The following is a 26,191-nucleotide window of genomic DNA, read 5'->3' as shown; positions in this document are numbered from 1 at the left end:
GACCTGGTGCCGTATTCGGTTATGGGGTGGTGCTCTCCCTGACCTCCAGCGCGAACGGGATCGCGACGTCCTGGGGCGGGAAGTCATCCTTGTCGATGGCGCGGCGGTGGACGAGGGCGACGGCCGCCTTCGCGAGCGCCGCCTTGTCCGGGGCGATGGTGGTGAGCGATGGGACGCTGTAGGCGCTGTGCTCGGTGTTGTCGAAGCCGACGACCGCGAGGTCGTGCGGAATGCGCAGGCCGCGGTCGTGGGCGGCGCGGACGGCGCCGAGGGCGAGCATGTCGTTGAAGCAGAACACGGCGTCGGGTGGTTCGCGGCGATCGAGCAGCTCGTTCATGGCGGTCGCGCCGTCACTGTGGTGGTAGCGCAGAGCGGGTGCCACGATCTCGGTCAGCCCGGCCTCGGCGATGGCCTGCCGGTACCCGGCGAGCCGCTGGGTCGCGGTGCCGCGGGTGAGGTGCTGCCCGATGGCCGCGATCCGGGTGCGGCCCAGGTCGACGAGGTGCCGGACGGCTGTGCTGGCGGCGGTCACGTTGTCGATGCCGACGTGGTCCAGCGGCAACGGCAGCGGGTGCTCGCCGAGCAGCACGACGGGGACGCCGGGGGTGGCGACGTCGTCGGGCGCGACGGCCTGCGGGCTGACGATCGCACCGTCGACCATGTGCGGTCCGAGGTCGGCGATGACCTTGCGTTCCCGCGCCCGGTCACCCTGGGTCTGCTCGATGAGCACGCTCCAGTCGTGCTCGGCGGCGGCCGCGATGATCCCGCCGGCCAACTCGCCGAAGTAGGGGATCGACAGTTCGGGAACGACGAGCGCGATGAACCCGGTGCGCCCTCGGCGGAGGTTGCGGGCCCCGATGTTGGGCCGGTAGCCGGTGGCGTTGAGCGCGTCCTCGACCCGGCGGCGGTTCTCCGGCTTCACGAAGTCGTACCCGTTGACGACGTTCGACACGGTCTTGACGGACACCCCGGCCAGGACCGCGACGTCCCTCAAGGTGGCCATGTATAAGCTTTTACAACGTTGTGCCAACGATGTAAAGGCGTTTCGCACCTGATTCACCCGGGTAGCCCTGCACTTTCACGGACCCGGAACAAGGAGGCGAGACCGGTGGCGAACACACCAGTGGACGAGGATCTCTGGACGGAGTTCCACCGCGTGGTGAACATGACGTCCCGCGAGTTGAGCGAGTGGCTGCGCGTCCGCTCGGCGGACACGGAGACCGAGGAACTGCCGGACCATGCCGGCACGGAGACCGGCCAGCACGTGCTGGCGATCCTGGGCAAACGCAAGACCGACCTCAACGAGGACGACTTGCGCGTGATGCGCAACGTCGTGGACCGCGTGCACGGCGACCGCCGGGCCGACCTGGAACCGACCGCGGGCGAGGCCCACTGGCGCCACCGCCTGATGACGATCGGCCACGACCCGCTGAAGGGCTGAGTTTCTTCCGGCGAGTGTCGCGCTTCCGTTCGCCCGCCGCGCCCGTGAACGTTGTCACCTATGGCGGTCCTGCCGCACCGCTGACCGCAGAGAGATCATCTTTGGCCGTCAGGGCCTTTACCACCTCGGGCGACGCTGGTAAGGGTGGAACCACACACCGTCCGTCCTAAATGTCCAATTAGGACAGACGCGTCGATTCACGTGTGGCGGAAGGAAGTGATGGCCGGGTGAGTGACGGCAGGGAGTTGGTCCCGCTGCGCACGGGGTTCGACGTGGTACTGCGTGGTTACCGGCGCGGGCCGGTCCGGCAGTACGTGCGCGCGGTGGAGGAGGAGCTGCGGTTGCTCGCCGCGGACCGTGACGCCAACGCGGAGCTGGCGCAGTCGCTGGTGTCCGAAGTCGAGCAGTTGCGCGCCCAGAACGCGAAACTCGCCTGGCAGATCGACAGGATGTCCCGCACGCCGGTCGACGCGGCGGCGCTGCCGGCGCGGCTGCGGAAGATGGTCGAGCTGGCGAAGGAGGAGGCCACCGAGATCACCGCGCGTGCGCGGGCGGCCGCCGAACACAGCTGGGCGACGGCGGAGGACGCGGCAGGCAGGCTGCGGGCCAGGTACGAGAAGGCGCTGGTCGAGATGGATCGCGCCCGCCGCGCCACCGAGGAGGAACACCGCCAGTTGCTGCGCCAGGCGCAGGTCGACGCCGCGGTGATGACCACCGAGGCCGACCGCCGCCGCGCCCAGCTCGACGAGCTCGCGGCCCGGCGCAGGGAACGCGTGGAGACCGACTTCGAGATGGCGATGGCCCGCAGGCGCGCGGAGGCCATGCGGGAGCTCGCCGAGCAGCGGGTCGCCGCCCAGGAGGAGGCCGACCGGCTGCTGACCGAGGCGACCGAGGACGCGGAACGCCGGGTCGCGACGTCACGTGAGCGGGCGAGCCGGTTGCTGCGGGAGGCGACCGAAGGCGCGGAAAACCGGACAGCGGCGGCGAAAGCGGAAGCGGCGCACCGCATCCGCGAGGCGACAGCGGAGGCCGACGAACGCCGCGCGACCGCACGCGCGGAGGCCGACCGGCTGGTGACCGAGGCGAGGGCGGAAGCCGAACGCCTGGTCAGCGCCGCGAGCGCCGACGCGGAACGCCGGGTCGCGACGTCACGTGAGCGGGCGAGCCGGTTGCTGCGGGAGGCGACCGAAGGCGCGGAAAACCGGACAGCGGCGGCGAAAGCGGAGGCGGCGCACCGCATCCGCGAGGCGAGGGCCAAGTCGGAGCGCCTGGTCAGCGCGGCGGCCCAGGAGGCCGAGAACCGGTTGCGCGCGGCCAAGACCGAAGCCGAGCGCCTGGTCGGCGACGCGACGGAGGACGCGCACCGGCGCGTCACCGCGGCCCAGCAGGAGGTGGCGCGGCTGCGTGACCTGCGCGGTCGTCTCGCCACACAGTTGCGCGGTGCCCGTGAGGTGCTCGTCGGCGCGGCGCCGTTGCTCGCGCCCGTCGAGGCGGAGGCACTCGACGAGCCTGCCAGACCGACGCCGATCCCTCAGCAGCGTTCGGGGCGATTAGTCGAGTCGCCTGCAGGCGGTGGTGAACCGGTGCCGTAGGTCGTCGGGCATGTGGGGCGTCAGTTCCGCCACGGTGTCCCACAGGTTGTGCTTCTTCACGGCGGGCACCAGGTGGTCGACCATCTCCGGGGTCGGCAGCCGCAGCACCCGCCGCCGGTCGTCGGCGCCCAGTGCGGCCACGGCCGTGAGCAGGGCCGGGACCGTGTCGTCCGCGATGGCCGTGTGCAACAGCGCGACAAGGGTCGCGGTGTCGGACTTCGCGGCGTAACCGGCGAGCCGCGCACGCAGTTCGTCGTCCGTCAGCCTGCCGATCAGTGCCAGGCCCGCCGACATCAGCTCCTGCTCGCCGCTCAGCGCGTCGCGGACAACGCCCCGCAGCCGGGCCGGCGGTAGCAGCGCGACCGCGCGGGTGAGCTGGGTGCCGGACTCGGCGTACAAACCGATGCGCAGCAACGCTTCCGTGGACACGGTCATGGCGACGTCGTGGATGACGCCCTCGGTCGCGGCGTCCAGCAGCCTGCCAAGGGTGATGTACTCGGCCCGGTCGATCAACTCGGCCACCACCGCGAGCAACCGGCCCGGCCGGAGCCGCTGGACGAGCGGGCCCGCGCGGCGCGGGTCGAGGTGCAGGCACGCCTCGGTGAGGTAGCCGACCGGCATCCGGTCCGCCAGCTCCGCAGCCCGGTCCGGCGTCATCTCCCCGGCCACCCGCGCCGCGAGCAACGGCGTGAACGCACGCAACGCGATCCGCACGTTCACGGCCGTCGGCAGCACCCTGGTGATCGCGGCGACCCGCTGGAACGCGGCCCGGTGCTCGTCGTACAGGGTGGTCACCACCCGTTCCCGCACCCGCCGGATGTCCTCGTGCGGCAGCACGGCCGCGAACGAGACCGTGTCGGTCGTCGTGCCCAGCGCCCGTGCGAGCTTCACCAGCTCGGCCCGCGTCGCCAGGTCCGTCCCCGCGGTCACCGGCCCAGCAGCCGGCTGACCGTGCCCCGCACCATCGGCGGCATCTGCCGCAACGCCTCGTCGGACGCGGCGGCCAGCGTCCGTGCCTGCCGTTTCCGCGCCGCGGCGAGCGCGCCGCACAATTCCTCGAGTGCATCGTCGGACAAGCCCTCGACCGCGCGCACGTCCGCCCCCAGCCAGTGTCTCAACACCATTCGCACGTCACTGCGCATGACAGAACTGTGTCATGCGCGACCCTGTTCACGACATGCGGTCTGCAACTTTCTCACGGGCTGCGGTGAGCCGGACGTCCGTCGACGATCGCCGTTCCAGCGAACCGAACCGCAGCGGCTCCACCAGAAGGCGCACGGTCTCGGACACCGCCGCGGCGACCCGGCGATCAGGCCGCCCACCCTGCCGTGCGTCCGGTACTCATGTCGGCGCCCTGTCACAGGTAGCCGTATCTGGTCCGCGGTCGCGCGTTCGTCACTCCGGAAGCCGCGACCGCGACAGGATCGTCTCCGCCCGGCCAACCATGGCCGGGTCGACCATCTCGCCGTTCGCGAGGGTCGTGACGCCGCCGTCCCTGGTCGCCGCCAGCACCTGTGCCGCCCACTCGCGGTCGGCCGCCGACGGCTGGAACACCTCGGCGATGACCGGCAGCTGAGCCGGGTGGATGGCCACGCGGCCGAACCAGCCGAGCGCCTTGCCCCGCTTGGTGTCCGCGCGCAGCCCGGTCAGATCCCTGATCGCCGGGTACGCCGACAGCATCGGCGCGGGCAGGCCCGCGGCCTTCGCCGCGTACAGCAGGCGGATCCTGGCGTGGTCGAGCACGGCGTCGTCGCGTGTGCCCAGCTCGCTCGCCAGGTCCGACTCACCGAGCCCGACCATGGTCACCGCCGGGTGCGCGGCGATCGCGGCCGCGTGCTCGACGCCGGACGCGCTCTCGACCAGCGCCGTCACCGCCACGCCGGGCAACGCCGCGACGACCCGGTCCACCTGCGCGGGCGACTCGACCTTCGGCAGCCGCACCTCGAAGCCCGTCAGTCCCCGCAACGCGGCGAGGTCCTCGGCGACACCCTCGTTCACCCGGACCTGCAGCACGCAGTCGACGCGTGCGGACGACAGCCACGCCACCACCGCGTCCCGCGCGGCCGCCTTGCCTGCCGGTGCCACCGCGTCCTCCAGGTCGAGGATCACCAGGTCGGCGCCGGTCGCGACGGCCTTGTCGAAGCGGTCGGGGCGGTCGCCGGGCACGTACAGACCCGTCACCGGCGTCATACGACCCCCGCCTCCCGCAGCGCGGCGAGTTGTTCGCGGGTCACGCCGACCGACGCCAGCACCTCGGCGGTGTCCGCGCCGTGCCGCCGCCCTGCCCACCGGATCGCGCCCGGTGTCTCCGACAGCCGGAACAGCACGTTCTGCATCTTCACCCGGCCCAGCTCGTCGTCCTCCACGGTCTGCACGGTGCCCAGCGCCTGGTACTGCGGGTCGGCCACGACCCCGCGCACGTCGTACACCCGCGAGATCGCGGCCTGCGCCTTCTCGAACTCGGCGACCACCTCGTCGGTCGGCCGGGCCGCGATCCACGCCGACACCGCCGCGTCCAGCTCGTCCGCGTGCTGCGCGCGCTGATGCCCGGTCGCGAACCACGGCTGTCCGACCACGTCCGGCCGTCCGACCAGCGTCAGCACCCGTTCCGCGATGGACTGGGAGCTGGTCGACACCGCGACCCACTCGCCGTCCGCGGTGCGGTAGACGTTGCGGGGCGCGTTGTTCACCGACCGGTTGCCCGTCCTCGGCTGTACGTGCCCGAGCTGGTCGTAGGCGGTGATCTGGCCGCCGAGCAGCATGAGGATCGGCTCGATGATGGCCATGTCGATCACCTGGCCCGCGCCGGTGCGCAAGGCCACCATCACCGCGTACGCGGTGGCGAGCGCCGCGATGCCGTCGGCCAGCCCGAACGGCGGCAGCGTCGGCGGGCCCTCCGGTTCGCCGGTGAGCGCCGCGAAGCCGCTCATCGCCTCGGCGAGGCTGCCGAACCCCGGGCGGGCGGCGTACGGGCCGTGCTGGCCGAACGCCGTCACCCTGGCGATCACGAGCCGGGGGTTGGCCGCGTGCAGCTCGGCCGGGCCGACACCCCACCGTTCGAGGGTGCCGGGGCGGAAGTTCTCGATCAGCACGTCCGCCTCGGCGGCGAGCGCGAGCAGCAGCCGCGCCCCCGCCGGCTTGCCGAGGTCGATGGTGACGGGCTTCTTGTTGCGGCCCAGCGTCTTCCACCACAGGTTGACGCCGTCCTTCGCCGGGCCGTGGCCGCGGGCGGCGTCGGGTTTGCGCGGGTGCTCGACCTTGATCACGTCCGCGCCGAAGTCGCCGAGGAACGTCGCGGCGAGCGGGCCCGCGAACAGCGTGGACACGTCGAGGACGCGGACGTCCGCCAGTGGGCCGGTCATCGAACCTCCCATGCCACCCGGAAACCGATGCCGGGTGAGCGGTCCACGCCAAGGCCCGGCAGCAGGAACTTGAGGCTGAACGACGGGTCGCGCGGACCGCCGTCGACGTACCAGTCGGAGCCGGTGCTCTCGTGGTCGCTGCCGCCCTTGAGCATCACGAACCGCGTGATCCCGTCGGTGTGCTCGCTTTCCGTCCAGTTCCACACCAGGGGAGTGGCGCGGGTGAACCCCGGCGCCTCGGCGGCGACCTGCCATTCGAACTCCGTCGGCAGCCGCCCGCCGACCCACTCCGCGTAGGCACGCGCGTCGGCGAGGTCGACCATCGTCGCCGCACCGTCGCCCGTGCCAGGTGACCAGCGGTTCTCGCACGTCGGCCGGTAGCCGGTGGCGGCGAGGAACCCGGCGAACTCGGCGTTCGTCACCTCGTGCGCCGCGACCTCGACAGCCGCCACCGTCACGTCCAGCAGCTCCTGCCGGGGGTCGTGCAGGCGCGGCGGCAGCGGCTTCCACTCCTCGACGTACGGAGCGCCCTGGTAGCCGCCGGTCTCCCGCCGCCGGTAGGTCATGGGCAGCGTGCGCGGCCCGCCCTCGACGCGGACGGTCACCCCGCGAGGCCGTCCACGGGAAGGGCGGGGCCGCACCCGCTGGGCGGTGCGAGCCGGGAAGGTCGCGTCGGTCGCACCCCGATCGGCGGCCGCGGCCGCGAGCAGGCTCGCCAGCCACGACGGTTCCGGTCCTTCGACGGCGAGCACGGCCGCCACCCCGCGCGCGGGCACCGTGACCGCGGGCGCGGCCGTGCCGTGCCCGAGCCGGGCGCCCGAGGTGAGGTCGAACCACGCGGTGCCGCCGGTGGTCGCGGTCAGCGCGGGCCCGGTGTAGTCGGCCCTCCCGCGGTTCACGAGCGTCCACAGCGTGCTGCCCCGCTGGTCGGCGAACCGGGACGCGTACACCCCGGCCGCGATCGCCTCGTCGGAGGCGTCGGCCAGCGGCGTCCACTCGCCGTGCACGAACAGCGTGGTCAGCGCCCGCTGCACCCGCAGCATGCGGCGCAGCGTCGCCTTGTCGCGTTCGTTCCACCCGACCCAGACACCGAACACCGTGTCCCACACGAGCATGCCGGTGCCGTTCATGAACGCCGACTGCAGTTCGTCGCTGTGGTCGCGGTTCCAGCGTCGCGTCTGGTGGGTCATGTGGCGGCGTTCGAACCAGTGGGCCCGCTGCACGCCGGGCGCTGTGCTGTCCGCGAACCACTGCGCCCAGCTCAGCTGGTGGTCGACGATGCGGGCGTTCGGCAGCCGCGACTCACCCTCGAGCACCTGCGGCGGGTCGTTGCCGAGCAGCGCGGACACCAGGCGCGAGTCGCCTTCCTTCATGGTGTCCAGGAACATCCCGTCGGTGCCCAGCTCGCTCGCCAGCTGTGCGAGCTCGGTCGCGTCGTCATGCGGCGGGCGGCGGGTGCCGGTGTCCCACGGGTTGTAGTCGAGGAACACCCTGAGGCCGCGCGACTGGAACTCGGCGATCACGTCACGCAGGCCCGGCACGTCGCGGTAGAAGTCGAACTGGTTGCGGTCGTCGATGCCGATGACCGGGTAGGCGTGCCACAGCACGACTCCGTCGAAGCCGCCGTGGTCGGACGTCCTCGCGAGGAAACCGGCGACGTCGAAGCGGCCGTGTTCCCGGTCGAACAGCCGCTCGTCCCACAGCCAGACCAGCGCGACGCTGTAGCAGGAGCTGGTCCAGCCGGTCGCTGACCGGTCGTAGATCACCCCGTCGTAGCGCAGCCGTGCGTGGGCCTCCTCGCGCCAGCGGGCGAGCGCCGCGCGCCACGCCGGCCAGTCGGCCGGGTCGTCCGGCGCCGCGAAGACCTTGGCGATGTCGCCGGTCCCGGGTTCGAGCGGCTCGTCGAGGGGGAGCGTGGTCGGCAGGTCGATCGGGCGCGGGACCAGCGGGTCGAACCGGTTCGTGGCCGCCTCGTCCGGGTCGGCGTGCCGGTCAGTCGTGCGGGTGGAAATCGTCGATCTCCTCACGGGTCGGGATGGCGGGCACGGCACCCGCGCGACGCACCGACAGCGCGGCCGCGACGGACGCGAACCGGACCGCGTCGTCGAGCGGCCTGTGCTCGTCGAGCGCGGCGACGAGCGCACCGCAGAAGGTGTCGCCCGCGCCGGTGGTGTCGACCACGTCGACGGCGATGCCGGGAACCTCGGTCGTGGTGTCGCGGGTGCGCACCAGCGCGCCCTTGGCACCGAGCGTGACGACCAGCGCGGGCACCACGGTCAGCAGGTGGTCGGCGCCGCCGAGCAGCGCTGCCTCGTGCTCGTTGACGACCAGCAGGTCGACATGGGTGAGCAGCTCGCAGGGCAGTCGCTGCGCGGGAGCCGCGTTGAGCACGACCCGGCCGCTCGCGATCTCCGCCGCCGCCACCACGGTGGCGAGGGGGATCTCGAGCTGCATCAGCACGAGGTCCGCGCCCGCGATCGCGGCGCGTTCCTCCTGCGTCAGGTCGGTGAGGGTGGCGTTGGCGCCTGCGTTGACCACGATCGCGTTCTCGCCGGTGGCGGACACGGTGATGAGCGCGGTGCCGGTCGGTTCGTCCGAGGTGCGCACGAGCGGCCGCACACCTGAGCCGGTGAGGCTTTCCCGCAGCCGGGCACCGTTGTCGTCGTCGCCGAACGCGCCGACGAACGTGGTCGTCGCACCCGCTCTTGCCGCGGCGGTGGCCTGGTTGTTGCCCTTGCCGCCCGCGTGCGTGGCGAACCCGGTGGACAGGACGGTCTCACCGGGCAATGGGATCCGTTCCACCTGGCTGACCAGGTCCACGTTGCCGCTGCCCACGACGGTGACACTCATGGTCGCCGCGCTCCTCCGCTCGATCCGCCGCCTTCCCTCCTGCGCGCGGAGCTTCCTGGGCTCGTTCCTCGCGCAGGAAGCTCCGCGCTCGTCGGTCCAGACGGCGGCCGCTCCGTCGCTCCGCTCCCGCCGACGCTCATGATTCGGTCCTCACGAGAGCCAGCGTACGGCGGGCGAGCGTGTCGAACCCGATGCCGTCGAACCCGGGGACCGTCGAGGCCAGGCGGTTGCGCAGCGGGATGACCCACTCCGGCGGAAGGCGCTTCGCGCCGGTCAGCGCACCCGCGATGGAGCCGGCGGTGGCGCCGGTGGAGTCGGTGTCCCAGCCACCGGTGACGGCCGTGGTGATCGTGGTGGCGTAGTCGCCGTCGCCGCGGGCGAGGGCGTAGCCGAGGGTGGCCGCGTTGTTGAGCACGTGCACCCAGTGCAGGTCGCCGTACCTGGCGTGGATCCGGTCCAGTGCGTCCTCTGTCGGCAGCGGGCCCAGTTCGAAGCCCATGGTGATCGCCCGGGTGAACCGGGACTCCGGCGGCACGACCGACAGACCCGCCGCCAGCACCTCGGTCACCGAACCCGCGACCACCGCTGCCGAACACGCCGCGGCGGCGAACATGGCGCCGTACAGACCGTTGCGGCCGTGCGTGAGGCGGGCGTCGGTCCACGCGAGCCGGGCCGCGGTCACCGGGTCACCAGGGTGGGTCCAGCCGTACACGTCGGTGCGGATCTGCGCACCGATCCAGTCACGGAACGGGTTGCCGACCCGGCCCGCCACGTCCGGCTCGTAGCCGTCGAGGAGGTTGCGGTACGCGATCCGCTCCGCGGTGAACACCCGGCCGCCGGGCAGGTTGGCGAGCCACGACTGGGCCACGTCGTCGGTGGTGAACCCGTCGCCGTGGCGTTCCAGCAGGTCCAGCGCGATGAGCGGGAAGTTGAGGTCGTCGTCCTCCGGCATCCCGTCGATGTTCTCGAGCAGGCTCGTCGGGCGGCTGCGCCGGTTCCACGGGTACCTGGACTTCAGCTCCCCGTCGAGGCCGACCTCGGTGAAGTAGCGGGAGATCGGCCAGTTGCCGGTCGACTGGGCGATGGCGCGGATGCCCTCGCGGGGGATCTTCTCCACCGGCTTGCCGAGCAGGCAACCGGCCGCCCGGCCGAGCCACGCGCCGTGCACGCGGTCGGCCAGGTCCGTGCCGGGTGACCCCACCGGCACCGGCCGCGTCAACGCGAGGATCTCGTCCAGGCCGTCCGGCTCGGCGGCACGCAGCGCCGCGGGCGCCTCCCGTTCGTCCACTTGCGACAACAGCTCGCGGGCGAGCTTGCGCAGTGCCGGGGGCGCGGGGTCCTTGGTGGCGCCGGAGCCCGGTGCGTGGAGCGAGCCGCCCGCCGCGGTCCACGAGCCGGCGAGGTCGTCGACGTCGATGCCGTCCGCCCTGGCCGCGGCGAACGCGTGCGGCACCAGGTCCTCCGGCTGTGTCCACGTGAGACGGAGCATCAGGGGGCCTCCGTCCCGAACAGCTTCGCGCGCTGCCCGAACCGCGCCTGGTCCTTGGCCCAGATGTCCTTCGCCACCGCGGCCATCGTCGGGCCGGTCGCCGTGACGTCCATCCTGCTGGCCTCGCTGACGTCGGTCACCCACTCGTCCGGCACGGCCGCGCGCCCACCGAGCGCACCCGCGATCGAGCCGCCCATGACCGCGATCGAGTCCGAGTCGCGGCCGTAGTTCACCGCGCCCAGCACGGTCTCCCGGTAGTCACCGCCCGCGACGACCAGCATGCCCAGTGCCACCGGCAGTTCCTCGATGGACTTGGTGCGGCTGGGAATCCGGGCGTCGCGCGCCGGTGCCCGGTAGTGCGGGCCGACCGTGTCGTACGGCTCGACCGCCGCCCGGATCGCGGGCAGCGAGGTGCGCCAGTCGGTCAGCGACGTGGCCGCCGACGTCACGGCCTCGATCGCGTCCCTGGTGCCGTCCTTGGCCACCGACAGCGCCACCTCGACCACCGACGACACCGTCGCCTCCGGCCGCATCGCCTCCGCCACGCACGCCGCGTACACGCCGGCAGCCTCCCGCCCGTAGCTGGACTGGTGCGCGCCGGCGACGTCGATCGCCTCCGCGTACGCGCCGGTCGGCGAGCCGGCGTTGGCGATCCCGATCGGCGCGGCGTACATGGCGGCACCGCAGTTCACGATGTTGCCGACGCCGGCCTCCCGCGGGTCGATGTGCCCGTAGTGCAGCCGCGCCACCAGCCACTTCTCCGCGAGGAAGATCCGGTGGAGGAGGATCGTCTCGGCCTCCAGTTCCGGGATCCACCTGCGTTCCCCGATGAGCAGTGGCACGAGGTGGTCGGCGATCGCGTGCGCGTCCAGGTGGTCGCGCACCGTGTCGTACACCTCGACGAGCGCGGTGGTCATCAGGGTGTCGTCGGTGACGTGCCCGTCGCCCTTGTGGTACGGCGCGATGGGGCGGGCGTGCCGCCAGTCGGTGTTGAACGGCGGCACGATCCCCTCGATGAAACCGTCGTACCGCTCACGGATGGCCGCCGGTGTGTTGCCCTCCGCCGCACCGCCGAGCGCGTCGGCCACCGCGGCCCCGGCCAGGGCCCCCGTAGCCCGGTCCTCGAGCATGAACTCTCCCCTCCTGGAGTGCCGTGAACGACGCTTTCGAGACGTTGGGTGTCCTGAGAGCGTCGTTCAGGGCACCGGGCGTCAGCCCAGTGACTGCCAGCCGTCCGTCAGCTGCTTTTTCAGGTCGTCGACGCTGATCGAGTTCGCGAAGTACTGCTGCAGCGCGGGCGTCGCGTACTGGTCCTTCCACTGCGGGTAGTTCTTCGCCTTCTGGAACGGCGCGCCCTTCAGGTCGTCACCGGTCTTCAGGATCGGCTCCCACACCGGGATGTCCTTCGTCTGCTCCGCCACCGCGTCGCGGGCGGGCGCGGACGCCGGGATCAGCCAGTCGCCCTGCGCGAGCTTCGCCTGGTTCTCCGCGTTCATGAAGTAGTCGATGAACTTCGCGGCCTGCTCGGGTGCCTTGCTCTGCGCCGACACCGACATGGTCTGCGGGTTCGCCGCCTGCACCGGGCCCGCGGAGCCGGCGAGCGGGGGCAGGACCGTCCAGTTGAAACCGGGCTGTGCGGCCTCGGTGATCTGCTGGGCCAGGAAGTTGCCGCCGACGTACATGCCGTACTTGCCGGACAGGAAGCCGGGCAGCACGTCGGTGCCGGACTGCGTCAGCGTCACCGGGTCGAGCGAGGAGTCCTGGTACGCCATCGCGTGGATCTTCTCCGGCACCGCGACCTCGCCGTCGCCGACGTGGATCGTCGCGGAGCCGTCCTCCTTGGTCTCGAAGAACGTGCCGTCGAACCCGAGCGCGGTGTTCATGATCGCCGCGGTGGGCTGCTTGAGGCCCCAGCCGATGCCGAACTTCCCGCCCGTCGCCAGCTTCTTGGCCGCGGCCCGCAGGTCGTCCCAGGTGAGCTGGTCACCGGAGGGCACCTCGATGCCCGCCGCCTTGAACGCGTCGGTGTTCGCGAACACCACGTAGGTCTGCAGCAGCGTCGGCGCGGCGACCACCTTGCCGTCCGCGGTGGTGACGGTGTTCCACACGTCCTGGCTGACCGCGTTCCTGACGTCCTCGCTCAGGTACTGGTCGATGTCGGCGAGGTAGCCCTGCTCGGCGAAACCCATGATGTCGCTGGACTCGTCGTGGATGATGTCCGGCGCCGTGCCGCCCTGGAACTGGGTGACGAGCTGGTCGTGCACGTTGTCCCACGTGCCCTGCGTCAGCTTGATCTGGATGTCCGGGTTGTCGGCGTTCCAGGCGTCGACGATCTCCTTGGTCGCCGCCACCGTCGAGTCCTGGTAGGCCAGGCTCTGGAACGTCAGCGTGACCGGCCCCTGCGCGGAACCGCCCGAGTCGTCGGTGCTCTCGCCACCGCCGAGCGCGCAGCCGGACAGCAACAGGGCCGCGGCGGCACCGATGCCGAGCAACGCCTTTCGCTTCATGGGGTTTCTCCTTCTTGGGTCGTCAGCCTTTGACGGCGCCGCTCATCAGCCCTGAGGTGAGGCGGCGTTGGATGAACAGGAAGAACACGAGGCTCGGCACGGTCGCGAGCAGCGAGGCAGCAGCGAGCTGGCCGAGCTGGACCTGTCCCTCCGCGCCCACGAAGCGCGCGAGGGTCAGCGGCAGGGTCTGCAGGCCCGGGTCCTGGATCAGCACCAGGGCGAAGAAGAACTCGTTCCACGACGAGATGAACGTGAACAGGCTCGTCGCGACGAGCCCCGGCGCGAGCAGCGGCAGCACGATCGACCGCAGCACCCGGAGCTTGCCCGCGCCGTCGATCGCACCGGCCTCCTCCAGCTCCACGGGGATCGCGGCGACGTAGCCGCGCAACATCCACAACGCGAACGGCATGCACCAGACGGTGTAGACCAGCACGAGGCCGAGCGGGTTGTTCACGAGCCCGATCTGCTTGAGCACCAGGAAGACCGGGATCACGATCAGGATGAACGGGAACACCTGGGAGAGCAGGATCCAGCCTGTCGCGAGGCCGCGGAGCCTGGTCCTGAACCGCGCCAGCGCGTACGCGGCAGGCAGTGACAGCAGCGTCACGATGACGGTCGTCAGCGCGGCGACGTAGAGGCTGTTCCCGGCTGCCTGCACCAGGTTCGCCTTCGTGATGGCGCCGGAGAAGTTGCTCCAGGTGAGGCTGTCCGGGATGAACGACGCGTCACCGGACTGCAGCTGCCTCGGCGTCTTCAACGACGTCGAGAGCAGGAACAGCAGCGGGAACCCGAGGAAGACCACGTAGCCGAGCAGCGCGAGGTACTGCAGCGGCCGCGCGAACGTCCTCGTGCGACGGACGGGTGCCTCGGACACCCTGCGGTTGACCTGGTTCGCCTTCTCCGGCCGCGCGAGTGTCGGTGTCATGACTCCCGGCTCCTTGCCTGACCGCGCAGGTAGAAGAAGAGGAACGCGGCGATGACGACGACCATCACGTTACCCAGCGCGGCCGCGTACCCGAAGTTGCCGTACCGGAACGCCTCGTTGTAGGCGAACAACATCGGCAGCATCGTCTTGCCACCCGGCCCGCCCGCCGTGAGCACGAAGACCAGTGCGAACGAGTTGAAGTTCCAGATCAGGTCGAGCGAGGTGATGGCCAGGATCACCGGCCGCAGCGCGGGCAGCGTGACGTGCCAGAACCGCTGCCACGTGCTCGCGCCGTCGATCGCCGCGGCCTCGTGCAGGTCACCGGACACGTTCTGCAGCCCGGCGAGCAGCGTGATCGTGGTCTGCGGCATCCCGGCCCACACGCCGACGACGATCACCGCGGGCAGCGCGGTCGAGAAGTCGCCGAGCCAGTTGATGTCGCCGGGCAGGCCGAGGGTCCGCAGCGTCTCGTTGACCGGCCCGTACGTCGGGTTGAGCATGAGCCGCCACATGATCGCGATGACGACCGGTGGCATGGCCCACGGCACGAGCGCGAGCGTGCGGGCGAGCCAGCGCAGCCGCAGGTCGGCGTTGAGCAGCAGCGCGAGCCCCAGCGAGGCGAGGAACTGGATGATCGTGACGCCGAACGCCCAGATCAGGCCGATCCGGAAGCTGGCCCAGAACAGCTCGTTGTGCAGCAGCTTCTCGTAGTTGTCCAGGCCGTTGAAGTTCGTGACCTGGTTCAGGCCCGCCTCGGCGTCGGTGAAGCCGAGCAGGATGCCCTGAACCAGCGGGTACACGCTGATCAGCACGACCGGGACGAGCGCGGGCAGCACGAGCAGCCACGCGTCGCGCCCGTCGCCGCGCCTGCGCTTCCTGCGCCCGGCGAGCGTGGTCATGACGAGTCCCGCACGGTGAGCGTGGGTTCGATGACGACCTGGCGCAGTGGCGCGTCGGGTTTGTCCAGGCGGCGCAGCAGGAGCTTCGCGGCGGTCCTGGCACGTTTGGTGGCGCCGAGGTTCACGCTCGTGATGGCCGGGTTGGCGAGGTCGGCGATGTCGGTGTCGTCCATGCCGACGATCGCGACGTCGTCCGGGACGCGCAGGCCGCGGCGGGTGGCCACGTTCAGCGCGGCGATCGCCAGCAGGTCGTTGGCGCACACGATCGCGTCGGGGGTGTCCTTCTCCAGCAGCGTGCTCGCCGCCCTGAGCCCGGCCTGGTAGGTGAAGTCCCGGGCGGTGACCTGGGTGCCGGGCTCGCGGCCAAGGGCCTTCAGTGCGGTGAGGTAGCCGTTGCGGCGGGCCGCGCCGGGCACGGTGTCGACCGGGCCGTTGACGAACGCGATGCGCTCGCGGCCCTGCCCGGCGAGGTGGTCGACCGCGAGCGCCATGCCGGCGACCGAGTCCGCGCGCACGTTGTCCAGTTCGACACCGGGCGGCACCGAACCGATGATCACGATGGGGAAGCGGCTGGCCCTGAGCTGGGTGCCCAGTTCCTCCGGTGCGCGCAGCGGGCTGAGGATCAGGCCGTCTGCGAACCCACGGTTGAGCCCGACCAGCAGGTCGATCTGGTCCTTGGGGTCCGCGCCGGTCGAGGACAGCACGAGGCGGTACCCGGCCTTGGTGACCACGCGGGAGATCTCGTGCATCATCCCGACATACACCGGGTTGCCGACGTCGGCGACCGCGAGCGCGATCTGCTCGGTCCTGCCGACCTTGAGCGAGCGCGCGGTCGCGTCCGGCACGTAACCCAGCTCCGCCGCGGCGGCCCGCACCCGCTCGGTCACCCGCTGCGACGCGGGCTGCCCGTTCAGGACCCGGGAGACCGACGCGATGGAGACGCCTGCCCGCTCGGCGACCAGCCAGAGCGTGGACTTTCGCGCCTCTGCCATGGGTTTCCCTCGCGTCACTGGAAGGTCTCATGTGGACTGTAAACGTTTACGAGAACGTTTACAGCGGGGACTGTACGTCCGGTCGGCGCGGGTTGGCAAGCAGGGTTCGTAACGTGCGTGTCACAAGTGGACAGGGCAGGCAAGATGGTGGCATGGCTGAATGCACGCACGTCGCCGGGATCCGCGACGTGACTCCGTCCTCCACGGAGGGCTGTTCCGACTGTCTCGCCGCGGGCGGGCGCTGGGTCCACCTCCGCGAGTGCCTGTCCTGCGGGCACGTCGGGTGCTGCGACTCGTCACCGGGCAAGCACGCGACCGCGCACCACCGGGAGACCGGGCACCCGGTCATGCGGTCGTTCGAGCCGGGCGAGGACTGGCGCTGGTGCTTCGTCGACGAAGTGGCTGTGTGAGTGGACGGCCCCGTGACCAAACCGGTGCTGCTGACCGTCGACGACGACCCCGGGGTGTCCAGGGCGGTCGCCCGTGACCTGCGCCGCCGCTACGGCGAAGGGCACCGCGTGGTGCGGGCTTCGTCCGGCAAGGAAGCCCTCGACGCGCTCAAGGAGCTGAAGCTGCGCGGTGAGCAGGTGGCCGCCATGCTCGCCGACTACCGCATGCCCGAGATGAACGGCATCGAGTTCCTCGAACAGGCCATGGACCTGTTCCCGCGTGCCCGCCGCGCGCTGCTCACCGCGTACGCCGACACCGACGCGGCGATCCAGGCGATCAACCTGGTCGACGTCGACCACTACCTGCTCAAGCCGTGGGATCCGCCGGAGGAGAAGCTGTACCCGGTCGTCGACGCGCTGATCGAGACGTGGCGCGCGGCCGGGGAGACCGCGGTCGACGAGATCAAGATCGTGGGGCACCGCTGGTCGGCGCCCACGTTCGCCGCGCGGGACTTCCTCGCCCGCAACGCGGTGCCGTACCGGTACTACAGCATCGACGAGCCGGAGGGGCGCAGGCTGCTCGACGCGGCGGCCGCCGACCCGGCCGAGATCCCCGTGGTGATCACCACGGATGGCAGGCCGCTGCTCGCGCCCTCGGACGCCGAGATCGCGGCCGCCGTCGGGCTGACGGTCGACCCGGCCACCGACTTCTACGACCTGATCGTGGTCGGTGGTGGCCCCGCGGGCCTCGGCTCCGCCGTGTACGGCGCGTCCGAGGGGCTGCGCACGGTGCTCGTCGAACGGCAGGCCGCGGGCGGGCAGGCCGGGCAGAGCAGCAGGATCGAGAACTACCTCGGCTTCCCGGACGGCGTGTCCGGCGCGCAGCTCACCGACCGGGCGCGGCGGCAGGCGGTGAAGTTCGGTGCGGAGATGCTGACCGCGCGGGACGTCGTCGCACTGGAGGTGCACGGCTCCGCGCGGGTGGTCCGGTTCGGGGACGGCAGCAGGATCGCAGCCCACGCGGTGATCCTCGCGACCGGCGTCTCCTACCGGAGCCTCGCCGCGCCCGGCTGCCACGAGCTGACCGGGCGGGGCGTGTACTACGGCTCGGCCAACACCGAGGCACCCGAGTGCGCTGGCACCGACGTCTACATCGTCGGCGGTGCCAACTCCGCGGGCCAGGCGGCGGTGTTCTTCTCGAAGCACGCGCGGTCGGTGACGCTGGTGGTGCGGGGCGAGTCGCTGCACACCTCGATGTCGCACTACCTGATCCAGCAGCTGGAGGCCATCGCCAACGTGCACGTCCGGACGCGCACGACGGTCGGGCAGGCGTGCGGCGACGACCACCTGGAGTCGATCCGGCTGGACCACGCCGACGGCACGACCGAGTTCGTGGACACCGGCCACCTGTTCGTCTTCATCGGCGCGCTGCCCCGGACGGACTGGCTCGACGGCGTGGTGCGGCGCGACGAGCGCGGGTTCGTGTGGACCGGGCCGGACCTGCTGACCGACGGGCGGCGACCGTCCGGATGGACACTGGACCGGGACCCGTTCTACCTGGAGTCGAGCGTGCCGGGCGTGTTCGTGGCCGGGGACGTGCGGGCGCAGTCGGTGAAGCGGGTCGCCTCGGCTGTCGGCGAGGGCGCGATGGCGGTGACGCTGGTGCACCGGTACCTGGAGGAACAGTGACAACGCGATGACGAGCATCGAACCGGCCAGGCTCCGCGAGCTGTTCCTGTTCGCGGACCTGACCGACGAGCAGCTCGCGTGGGTGGCGGCCAACAGCGACGTCGTCTCGTACCGCAAGGGCGAGGTGGTGTCGGTGGAGGGCGAACCGGCCGAGTGCTTCTACGTCCTGCTGTCCGGGACGCTGTCCATGGTGCGGACGGTGCGTGGCGACGAGGTCGAGGTCACCCGCAGCGACCAGCCGGGTGTCTACTCGGGCGCCACGCAGTTCTACCTCGGCGACCAGGTGGACCAGGAGTACGGCGCGACGGTCCGCGCGGTCACCGATGCCGAGTTCCTCGCGCTGCCCGCGGTGGACTTCGCGGCGAAGTTCCGGCAGTGGTTCCCGATGGCCGTGCACCTGCTGCAGGGCATGTTCGTCGGCATTCGCAACGCCGACGAGCTGGTCGGCCAGCGCGAACGGCTGCTCGCGCTCGGCAAGCTGACCGCGGGCCTCACCCACGAGCTGAACAACCCGGCGGCGGCCGCGGTGCGTGCGAGCGAGACGCTGCGGGAACGGTTCGCCGGGATGCGGCACAAGCTGGGCCTGCTCGCCGACGGCCACTTCGACGGCCTCCAGCTGCACCGGCTGACCAAGATCCAGGAGAAGTTCATCGCGAGGATGGCGGCAGCGCCCGAGCTGACCCCCATCCAGGTCGCGGACCTCGAGGACGAGCTCGGCGACTGGTTCGACGACCACGAGGTCGCCGGCGGCTGGGACCTGGCGCCGGTGTTCGTCGCGGCCGGCATCACCACCGCCGACCTCGACGAGCTGGCCAACGTCGTCGACCCGGGGTTCCTGTCCCCGGCGCTGCGGTGGCTGTCGTACACGGTCGAGACGGAGAACCTGCTGATCGAGGTGAAGGAGAGCACGAAACGCATCTCCGCGCTCGTCGGCGCCGCGAAGCAGTACTCGCAGCTCGACCGCACCCCGCACCAGGAGATCGATCTCCACGAGGGCATCGACGCGACGCTCGTGATGCTGAGCGGCAAGATCCCGGAGGGTGTGCGGATCGTGAAGGACTACGACAAGGCGCTCCCGCACGTGCCCGCCTACGCCGCGGAACTGAACCAGGTGTGGACCAACCTGCTCGACAACGCGGTCGCCGCGGTACACGACCACGGCGACCGCACCGGCACGATCACCGTCCGCACCGCCCGCGACGGCGACACCGCGCTGGTCGAGGTCATCGACACCGGCCCCGGCGTGCCACCGGAGCTGAAACGCCGCGTCTTCGAACCGTTCTTCACCACCAAGGGCGTGGGCCAGGGCACCGGCTTGGGCCTGGACGTCTCCTGGCGGGTGGTGGTCAACCGGCATGGCGGCGACCTGCGAGTGGTGTCCGAACCGGGAGACACCCACTTCCAGGTGCGCCTCCCACTGCGCACCGGCGCACCCGAGGTGCCCTGAAAGACGCTTTCGGGACGCCTGAGTGTCCGGAAAGCGTCCTTCAGGGCAGTGCCGCGGTTACAGGGTGATCTTCCACCCGTTGATGTAGCCGGTGTCGGCGGCGGCCGCGTCGCGGACGCGGAGGTTCCACGTGCCGTTGGCGGTCTCGCTCGACAGGTTCTTCGTGAACGTCTGGTTCACGTTGTCCGCGCTGCCGCCGGAGCGGTTCAGCAGGTTGTACACCGACCCGTCCGGGGCGACCAGGTCGACCACCAGGTCACCCCGGTAGGTGTGGACGATGTTCACCTCGATGGCGGCGTTCGCCGACGCCGCACCGGTGGCACCCGAGACCGCGACCGGGCTGGAGACGGTGCCCCGGTCCGGGATGTTGTAGTTGTTCTGGTTCTCGAAGGTGCGGCCCGGCTGCGGGTCGGTGCCGCCCGGCAGGTTCGCCGCGGCCGAGGCGATGGCCGACGCGAACGTGCTCACCTGCGCGTACACGCCCGGGTTCTGCGGGCGGGCACAGCCATAGCCCCAGCTGACGATGCCGACCTGGACCCAGGCGTTGTTGTTGTCGCGGCGGAACATCGGGCCACCGGAGTCACCCTGGCAGGTGTCGACGCCGCCGGAGGACCAGTTGCCGGCGCAGATCTCCTCGTTCGGCACCAGTTCGCTGTACGCCTGCCGGCACTGGGTGTCGGAGATGAACGGCACCTGCGCCTTCAGCAGGTACCGCTGCTGGCCGCCGCCCTCGGTCGCCGCGCCCCAGCCCGCCACGGTGAACGTGCCGCTGTCGTAGGCGGTGGAGGTGGCGATCGGCAGCAGCGCCTGGTTGGTGATCGGCGCGTTCAGCTTGATCAGTGCCCAGTCGGCGGCCGGGTTGTTGTAGTTGGGGGCGCGGTAGACGTAGGTGGACTGGCGGGTGATGCGGTTCGAGTCCTGCAGGTCCACCGAACCCGCGGTGACGCCGATGCCGGTGTTCGGGCCGGTCGCGCCGACGCAGTGCGCGGCGGTCAGCACGACGTCGGTCTTGTAGAGCGCGCCGCCGCAACCCATCGACAGGCGCACCATGAACGGGAACTCGCCCTGGGCGGCGCGGGTTCCGCCGACCACCTGGGGCTGCACGTCGTCGTTGTTCGCCGGCGGCGCCGCCACCGACTGTCCGGCCGCCGCGCCGAGCGCCGCGGCCACACCCACGGTCAGCAACGCGGCTCTCCGCAGGAAGGACAAGGATCTACTCACAGCAGGGTTCCTTTCGACAGTCCGCGCGCACGGTGCGTACGGACAGCAGGGTGTCGAGAAAGGCGAAGACCGCGCTTCGGTCACCTGCGGTGACCGAAGCGATCTTCAGTGTTGATTCCACCTGGTGAGAGGTGCCGGCCACAAGACTGCAAACCGGTCAACTACCGTTCGGCCGACTGGGACAGTCACCGGTGCGGCGTGTTGGAGAAATGGACGAGCGGACGGCCGGTACGTGGTCGTCCCGCACAAAGACACGCGTGATCACGGCGGGCAGGCTGCGCCTCCAAGGGGACACCGTCTTGGAGGCACGATGAAGACCATCCCGACGATCGGCACCGCCGGCCTGCTCGCCGTGTCCCTCGTCGCCTGCGGCGGCGGCGCGGGCGGGTCCTCGTCCGGCCGGGCACTCGTCGACGGCGCCACGTTCACGATGGTGCTCGGCACCGACCCCGGCAACCTCGACCCGCACTTCACCTCGCTGTCCTCGGCCATGCAGGTCGACCGGTTCCTCTACGACTCGCTCGTCGACATCGACGAGAAGGGGGACATGGTCGCCGGGCTCGCCGAGAAGTGGGAGGCGACCACCACCGAGGCGACCTTCACCCTCCGCGACGGCGTGACCTGCGCCGACGGCACGCCCCTGACCGCGACCCAGGTCGCGGCGAACATCAACTTCGTGGGCGACCCGAAGAACGCGTCGTCCCGGCTCGGTGTGTTCGTCCCGGCGGGTGCCACGGCCACCGCCGACGACGCGGCCCGGACGGTCACCGTCACCGCGCCCGCGCCGGACGCGTTCCTCGACCGCAACGTCGGCGGCCTGCACATCGTGTGCGCCGCGGGGATGGCGGACCGGTCGCTGCTCAAACAGGACGCGGACGGCACCGGCATGTTCACCGTGACCGAGGCAGTCGGCGGCGACCACTACACGCTGACCCGGCGCGACGACTACACGTGGGGTCCGGGGGACTGGGACCCGGAGCAGCGGGGCCTGCCGGACACCGTCGTGATCAAGATCGTGGCGAACGAGACCACCACCGCGAACCTGCTGATCTCCGGCGGCGCGAACGCGGCCCAGTTCGTCGGGCCCGACCAGCAGCGGCTGCGGTCGCAGCGGCTGTTCCAGCGCGACGTGCTCGCGGTCGTGGGCGAGCTGTGGTTCAACCAGAAACCCGGACTGCCCGGCGCGGACGAGGACCTCCGCAGGGCACTCGTGCAGGCCGTCGACCTCGATGAGCTGACCCAGGTCATCACCAGCGGCAACGGCAGGCGGGCGACCGGGCTGGTGCCGCCGGGCTGGGGGCCGTGCGACGGCGACATCGCGGGCGACGCGCTGCCCGCGCACGACGCCGACGCGGCGAAGCAGGTCCTCTCCGCCGCGAAACCGAAGATCACGCTGTTCTACCCGACGACGATCGGCCCGACCATGCAGGCCGGCGCGGAACTGCTGCAGAACGTGTGGAGCGAACTGGGTGTCGAGGTCACGCTGAAGGGCGGCACCGACGCCGAGACCGGGCAGCTCATCGGTGGCCAGCTGGCGTGGGACGCGGCGTTCGTGCCGCTCAACGTGTCGTTGCCCAGCCAGGCCGTGCCGTTCCTGTCCGGCCCGGCAGCGCCGGATGGAACGAACTTCTCCGGCATCGACAACCCCGGCTACACCGCGAAGGTCGCAGAGGCGTCGGAGGTCGCGGGCACGCAGGGTTGCGCCGCGTGGGCCGACGCCGAGAAGGCGCTGTACGAGCGGGTCGACGTGGTGCCGTTCGCGAACGCCAGCAGGCCGGCGTTCGGCAAGGGCGCCGAGTTCGAGCTCACCCAGGGCAGCATCTCGCCGACGTCGATCCGCATGGTCGGCTGATGATGGCGGCCACCGACACCACGGCGACCTCGTTCGAGCACTCGTGGGCCCGGTTCGCGCTCCGCCGGTTCGGCAGGCTGCTGGTCTCGGTGTGGGTGCTGGTGACCGCCGCGTTCGGCATGATCCACCTGATCCCCGGCGACCCGGTGCGCGCCGCGCTCGGCCCGACCGCCACCCGGGAGCTGGTCGAGGCGCGGCGGGCGGCACTCGGGCTGGACCAGCCGCTGTGGCAGCAGTACGTGGACTACCTGCGCGGCCTGTTCACCGGCGACCTCGGCATCTCCATGAGTTCCGGGCTGCCGGTGTCGGACATCCTCGGCGACCGGCTGCCGGCCACCGTCGAGCTGGCGGTGCTGGCGTTCGCGCTCGCCGTGCTGGTGTCGGTGCCGCTTGGCCTGCTGTTCGCGGTGCTGACCAGGGGCGGGCGCCGCCGCCCGCTCGAACTCGGCTTCACCTCGACGAGCGTGGTGCTCGCGGCGATCCCGGAGTTCCTGCTCGCCGTCGCGCTGGTGTGGATCTTCAGCGTGAACCTGGGGTGGGCGCCGGTCGCCGGGCGGGACGGGCCTGCGTCGTACGTGCTGCCGGTGGTGGCGCTCGGGTTGGCACCCGCCGCGATCCTCGCGCGGATCGTGCGGGTGGAGACGCTGACCGTGCTGCGTGCCGACTACGTCCGCACCGCCAGGGCGAAACGGCTGCCGAGCAGGACGGTGTACTTCCGGCACGCGCTGCCCAACGCGCTGACCGCGGCGATCACGCTCGGCGGGTTGCTGCTCGGCGCGCTCGTCGCGGGCACCGTGCTGGTGGAGAACGTGTTCGCGTGGCCGGGGCTGGGCAGCACGATCGTGTCGTCGATCCTCGCCAAGGACTACCCGGTGGTGCAGGGCGTCGTGCTCGTCTACGGCGTCGGCGTGCTGGTCGTGAACCTGGTGGTGGACGTGGCGCTCGCGCTGCTCGACCCGCGCTCGACGATCAGGGAGGGCTGACGTGGGCCGGGTACTGCGCACACCGCTCGGGGTGGCCGCCGCCGGCATGGTGGCTGTCGTGCTGCTGCTCGCCGTGCTCGCGCCGGTGTTGTGGACCGAAGCGGCGAACGCCGTGGACACCGGACAGATCCGGCAGGGTGCCTCGGCCGACCACTGGGCGGGGACGGACAACCTCGGGCGGGACATCTTCTTCCGCGTGCTGGTCGCGACCCGTCTCTCTGTGCGACTCGCGTTGCTGGCGACCGCGCTTGGCGTCACGGTCGGGCTGCTGCTCGGCACCGCGCCGCTCCTGCTCGGCCATCGGGTCGGCCGGGTGGTGACGGCCGGCGTGCACATCGCGGTCGCGTTCCCGGGGCTGCTGCTCGCGTTGTTCTTCGCGGTGATCTTCGGGGTCGGCACGACCGGCGGGCTGCTGGCGATCGGACTGGCGATGGCGCCCGCGTTCGCGCGGCTGACGCACACCATGGTGGCCGGGGTCGTGGGGCTCGACTACGTGGCCGCGGCCCGCATCGCCGGGGTCGGGCGGCTGCGGGTGCTGTTCCGGCACGTGCTGCCGAACGTCGCGGAGCCCCTGGTGGTGAACGCGACCGTGGCCGCGGGCAACGCACTGCTCGCGTTCGCGGGCCTGTCGTTCCTCGGGCTCGGGGTGCAGTCGCCGGACTACGACTGGGGCAGGCTGCTCGGCGAGGGGCTCGGCGCGATCTACCTCCACCCGGAGGCCGCGCTCGCGCCCGGGATCGCGGTCGTGGTCGCGGGCCTGGCGTTCAACCTGTTCGGCGAGGCGATCGCGAAGAGCGTCGGGCTCGGTGGTCGTCGCGGGACGCCGGGCGCCCGGTTCCGCCGCCGGCCCAGGGCGGTCGCCGAGCCGGACGGCTCGGCGATGCTCGTCGTCGAGAACCTCAGCGTGAGCTTCCCAGGCACCACACCGGTGCGCGGAGTCGGTTTCACCATGCAACGGGGTGATGCCGTCGGCATCGTGGGTGAGTCGGGGTCGGGCAAGAGCCTGACCGCGCTGTCGGTGTCGCGCCTGGTGGAGGAGCCGGGCGTGGTCGAGGCGGACCGGTTGTCGTTCCTCGGCGCGGACCTGCGCGCGGGGGAGCACCGGCGGCTGCTCGGCACGTCGCTCGCGATGGTGTTCCAGGATCCGATGACCTCGTTCAACCCGACCATGCGCATCGGCAGGCAGCTCGCCGAGGTCGCCCGCCGCCACGAGGGCATGGAACGGCGCGCGGCCACGGCGCGGGCCGTGGACCGGCTCGGCGCGGTGCGGCTGGCCGACCCGGCGCGGCGGGCACGGCAGTACCCGCACGAGTTCTCCGGCGGCATGCGGCAGCGCGCCATGATCGGGATGGGGCTGATGGGGACGCCCGCGCTGATCGTCGCGGACGAGCCGACGACCGCGCTGGACGTGACCGTGCAGCGGCAGGTGCTCGACCTGCTCGCGTCGATCCGCGCCGCCGACGACGTCGCGATCCTGTTGATCAGCCACGACATCACGGTGGTGGAGCAGGTCTGCGACCGGGTGCTGGTGATGTACGCGGGCCGGATCGTGGAGGACCTGCCTGCCACCGAGCTGCGCACCGGGGCGCGGCACCCGTACACGAAGGCGCTGCTGGCGGCGGTGCCGGACATGACGACGGACCGGTCGCTGCCGCTGACCGTGATCCCCGGCAGGCCTGCCGACCCGGCGAACCCGCCGCCCGGCTGTGCGTTCGCGCCGAGGTGCCCCCTGGCGGACTCCCGTTGTGTGACGGACGATCCGGTGCTGGTGGAGAGCGACGGCACGCGGGTCGCGTGCTGGCACGCCGACGTTCCGGTGGAGGTGGGGGACCGGTGAAGGAGCTGCGTTTCGACGGGGTGACGGTGCGGTTCGGGTCGCGGCGGCACCGGGTGACCGCGGTCGACGGCGTCGACCTCACGGTGCCCGCCGGGTCGGTGGTCGGGCTGGTCGGCGAGTCCGGCTGCGGCAAGTCCACGCTCGCGCGTGCCGCGGTGGGGCTGGTGCCACTGGCGGACGGCCGGGTCACGCTGGGCGGCGCACCCGTGCCGACGCGGGGCCGCCGCCCACTGCGGATGGTGTTCCAGGACCCGTACTCGTCGCTGAACCCGCGCATGACGATCGGCGCGACCGTCGCCGAGGCCGTGCCGAGGGGCATCGACCGCAGGGCGGAGGTCGCGCGGCTGTTGGAGCTCGTCGACCTGCCCGACCACGCGGTCCGGTACCCGGCGGAGCTGTCCGGTGGGCAGCGGCAGCGGGTCGCGATCGCGCGGGCGCTGGCCGGGCGGCCGGAGGTGCTGATCGCCGACGAGGTCACCTCCGCGCTCGACGTGTCCATCCAGGGCACGGTGCTCAACCTGATCAGGAACCTGCAACAGACCCTCGACCTCACGATCCTGTTCATCTCGCACGACCTGGCCGTCGTCCGGTACGTCAGCGACACGATCGCCGTGATGTACCGGGGGCGGATCGTCGAGCACGGGCCCGCCGCCGCCGTGCTCGCCGAACCCCAGGACCCCTACACCCGCGAACTGCTCGCCTCGACCGAAGGGAGA

At 71.5% G+C, this 26,191-nt stretch carries 22 protein-coding genes and 2 pseudogenes; 9 read left to right on the top strand and 15 right to left on the bottom strand.

Annotated elements, in window-relative coordinates:
- Positions 1-19: 19 nt before the first annotated feature.
- Positions 20-1,003 (bottom strand): LacI family DNA-binding transcriptional regulator, encoded by a 984-nt coding sequence (locus tag ACFPCV_RS02390; RefSeq protein WP_378053956.1) that lies wholly within the window; start codon positions 1,001-1,003, stop codon positions 20-22.
- Between the two features lie 105 nt (positions 1,004-1,108).
- Between ACFPCV_RS02390 and ACFPCV_RS02385 the strand changes: the two genes are divergently transcribed.
- Together ACFPCV_RS02385 and ACFPCV_RS02380 are read left to right on the top strand one after the other, a co-directional pair.
- Positions 1,109-1,441 (top strand): DUF3140 domain-containing protein, encoded by a 333-nt coding sequence (locus ACFPCV_RS02385; RefSeq protein ID WP_378053954.1) that lies wholly within the window; start codon positions 1,109-1,111, stop codon positions 1,439-1,441.
- Positions 1,442-1,668: 227 nt separating this feature from the next.
- A complete protein-coding gene (locus tag ACFPCV_RS02380) occupies positions 1,669-3,033 on the top strand; it encodes a coiled-coil domain-containing protein (RefSeq protein WP_378053952.1) in 1,365 nt (454 codons plus the stop codon).
- Here the strand turns inward: ACFPCV_RS02380 and ACFPCV_RS02375 are convergent.
- From ACFPCV_RS02375 to ACFPCV_RS02320, 12 genes are all read right to left on the bottom strand, one after another.
- Positions 2,992-3,963 (bottom strand): hypothetical protein, encoded by a 972-nt coding sequence (locus ACFPCV_RS02375; RefSeq protein ID WP_378053950.1) that lies wholly within the window; start codon positions 3,961-3,963, stop codon positions 2,992-2,994. The genes ACFPCV_RS02380 and ACFPCV_RS02375 overlap by 42 nt on opposite strands.
- Positions 3,960-4,175, bottom strand: coding sequence for a hypothetical protein (locus ACFPCV_RS02370; protein WP_378053948.1), 216 nt, complete (start codon positions 4,173-4,175; stop codon positions 3,960-3,962). The genes ACFPCV_RS02375 and ACFPCV_RS02370 overlap by 4 nt, the downstream gene beginning before the upstream one ends.
- Before the next feature lie 253 nt (positions 4,176-4,428).
- Entirely contained in the window at positions 4,429-5,223 is a 795-nt protein-coding gene (locus ACFPCV_RS02365; RefSeq protein WP_378053946.1) for an HpcH/HpaI aldolase/citrate lyase family protein, read from the bottom strand.
- The gene (locus ACFPCV_RS02360; RefSeq protein ID WP_378053944.1) at positions 5,220-6,395 is read right to left on the bottom strand and encodes a CaiB/BaiF CoA transferase family protein; all 1,176 of its coding nucleotides are present in this window, start codon (positions 6,393-6,395) and stop codon (positions 5,220-5,222) included. The genes ACFPCV_RS02365 and ACFPCV_RS02360 overlap by 4 nt, the downstream gene beginning before the upstream one ends.
- Positions 6,392-8,422: an SUMF1/EgtB/PvdO family nonheme iron enzyme gene (locus tag ACFPCV_RS02355; protein ID WP_378053942.1), complete on the bottom strand. Its 2,031-nt coding sequence runs from the start codon at positions 8,420-8,422 to the stop codon at positions 6,392-6,394. The genes ACFPCV_RS02360 and ACFPCV_RS02355 overlap by 4 nt, the downstream gene beginning before the upstream one ends.
- Complete coding sequence (locus ACFPCV_RS02350; RefSeq protein WP_378053940.1) at positions 8,388-9,245, bottom strand: ribokinase; 858 nt, start codon at positions 9,243-9,245, stop codon at positions 8,388-8,390. The genes ACFPCV_RS02355 and ACFPCV_RS02350 overlap by 35 nt, the downstream gene beginning before the upstream one ends.
- 136 nt (positions 9,246-9,381) lie before the next feature.
- Entirely contained in the window at positions 9,382-10,734 is a 1,353-nt protein-coding gene (locus ACFPCV_RS02345) for an ADP-ribosylglycohydrolase family protein (RefSeq protein WP_378053938.1), read from the bottom strand.
- Positions 10,734-11,864 carry an ADP-ribosylglycohydrolase family protein gene (locus ACFPCV_RS02340; protein WP_378053936.1) on the bottom strand — a complete coding sequence of 377 codons (1,131 nt, stop codon included), beginning with the start codon at positions 11,862-11,864 and terminating at the stop codon, positions 10,734-10,736. Before ACFPCV_RS02340 ends, ACFPCV_RS02345 begins: the two co-directional genes overlap by 1 nt.
- A gap of 81 nt (positions 11,865-11,945) precedes the next feature.
- Positions 11,946-13,241 (bottom strand): ABC transporter substrate-binding protein, encoded by a 1,296-nt coding sequence (locus tag ACFPCV_RS02335; RefSeq protein WP_378053934.1) that lies wholly within the window; start codon positions 13,239-13,241, stop codon positions 11,946-11,948.
- 22 nt (positions 13,242-13,263) lie between these two features.
- Entirely contained in the window at positions 13,264-14,166 is a 903-nt protein-coding gene (locus ACFPCV_RS02330) for a carbohydrate ABC transporter permease (RefSeq protein WP_378053932.1), read from the bottom strand.
- Positions 14,163-15,065 (bottom strand): carbohydrate ABC transporter permease, encoded by a 903-nt coding sequence (locus ACFPCV_RS02325; protein ID WP_378053930.1) that lies wholly within the window; start codon positions 15,063-15,065, stop codon positions 14,163-14,165. The genes ACFPCV_RS02330 and ACFPCV_RS02325 overlap by 4 nt, the downstream gene beginning before the upstream one ends.
- Positions 15,062-16,057: a LacI family DNA-binding transcriptional regulator gene (locus ACFPCV_RS02320; RefSeq protein ID WP_378053927.1), complete on the bottom strand. Its 996-nt coding sequence runs from the start codon at positions 16,055-16,057 to the stop codon at positions 15,062-15,064. The genes ACFPCV_RS02325 and ACFPCV_RS02320 overlap by 4 nt, the downstream gene beginning before the upstream one ends.
- A gap of 152 nt (positions 16,058-16,209) precedes the next feature.
- On the opposite strand from ACFPCV_RS02320, the gene ACFPCV_RS02315 reads away from it, so the two are divergent.
- The 3 genes from ACFPCV_RS02315 to ACFPCV_RS02305 are packed head-to-tail and all read left to right on the top strand — an operon-like array spanning position 16,210 to position 19,582.
- Entirely contained in the window at positions 16,210-16,467 is a 258-nt protein-coding gene (locus tag ACFPCV_RS02315) for a ubiquitin carboxyl-terminal hydrolase 14 (RefSeq protein ID WP_378053925.1), read from the top strand.
- A 12-nt stretch (positions 16,468-16,479) separates the two neighbouring features.
- Entirely contained in the window at positions 16,480-18,135 is a 1,656-nt protein-coding gene (locus tag ACFPCV_RS02310) for an FAD-dependent oxidoreductase (RefSeq protein WP_378053923.1), read from the top strand.
- A gap of 7 nt (positions 18,136-18,142) precedes the next feature.
- Entirely contained in the window at positions 18,143-19,582 is a 1,440-nt protein-coding gene (locus tag ACFPCV_RS02305; protein WP_378053921.1) for an ATP-binding protein, read from the top strand.
- A gap of 57 nt (positions 19,583-19,639) precedes the next feature.
- Here the strand turns inward: ACFPCV_RS02305 and ACFPCV_RS02300 are convergent, their stop codons facing one another.
- Both ACFPCV_RS02300 and ACFPCV_RS02295 read right to left on the bottom strand, forming a co-directional pair.
- Positions 19,640-19,867: a proprotein convertase P-domain-containing protein gene (locus ACFPCV_RS02300; RefSeq protein ID WP_378055009.1), complete on the bottom strand. Its 228-nt coding sequence runs from the start codon at positions 19,865-19,867 to the stop codon at positions 19,640-19,642.
- Positions 19,868-20,005: 138 nt separating this feature from the next.
- Positions 20,006-20,791, bottom strand: a pseudogene (locus ACFPCV_RS02295) (S1 family peptidase); the annotation flags it as partial.
- A 322-nt stretch (positions 20,792-21,113) separates the two neighbouring features.
- Between ACFPCV_RS02295 and ACFPCV_RS02290 the strand changes: the two are divergent.
- From ACFPCV_RS02290 to ACFPCV_RS02275, 4 genes and pseudogenes are all read left to right on the top strand, one after another.
- Positions 21,114-22,655: an ABC transporter substrate-binding protein gene (locus ACFPCV_RS02290; protein ID WP_378053919.1), complete on the top strand. Its 1,542-nt coding sequence runs from the start codon at positions 21,114-21,116 to the stop codon at positions 22,653-22,655.
- Between the two features lie 2 nt (positions 22,656-22,657).
- Positions 22,658-23,638 carry an ABC transporter permease gene (locus ACFPCV_RS02285; protein ID WP_378055008.1) on the top strand — a complete coding sequence of 327 codons (981 nt, stop codon included), beginning with the start codon at positions 22,658-22,660 and terminating at the stop codon, positions 23,636-23,638.
- A gap of 46 nt (positions 23,639-23,684) precedes the next feature.
- Positions 23,685-25,475: a dipeptide/oligopeptide/nickel ABC transporter permease/ATP-binding protein gene (locus ACFPCV_RS02280; protein WP_378055007.1), complete on the top strand. Its 1,791-nt coding sequence runs from the start codon at positions 23,685-23,687 to the stop codon at positions 25,473-25,475.
- Positions 25,472-26,179: pseudogene (locus ACFPCV_RS02275) on the top strand (ABC transporter ATP-binding protein); the annotation flags it as partial. The gene ACFPCV_RS02280 and the pseudogene ACFPCV_RS02275, both read left to right, overlap by 4 nt.
- Positions 26,180-26,191: the final 12 nt, after the last annotated feature.

The organism is Actinophytocola glycyrrhizae (genome assembly GCF_042653545.1).
Taxonomy (GTDB): Bacteria; Actinomycetota; Actinomycetes; order Mycobacteriales; family Pseudonocardiaceae; genus Actinophytocola; species Actinophytocola glycyrrhizae.
This window is presented reverse-complemented; position numbering and strand designations above follow the sequence as displayed.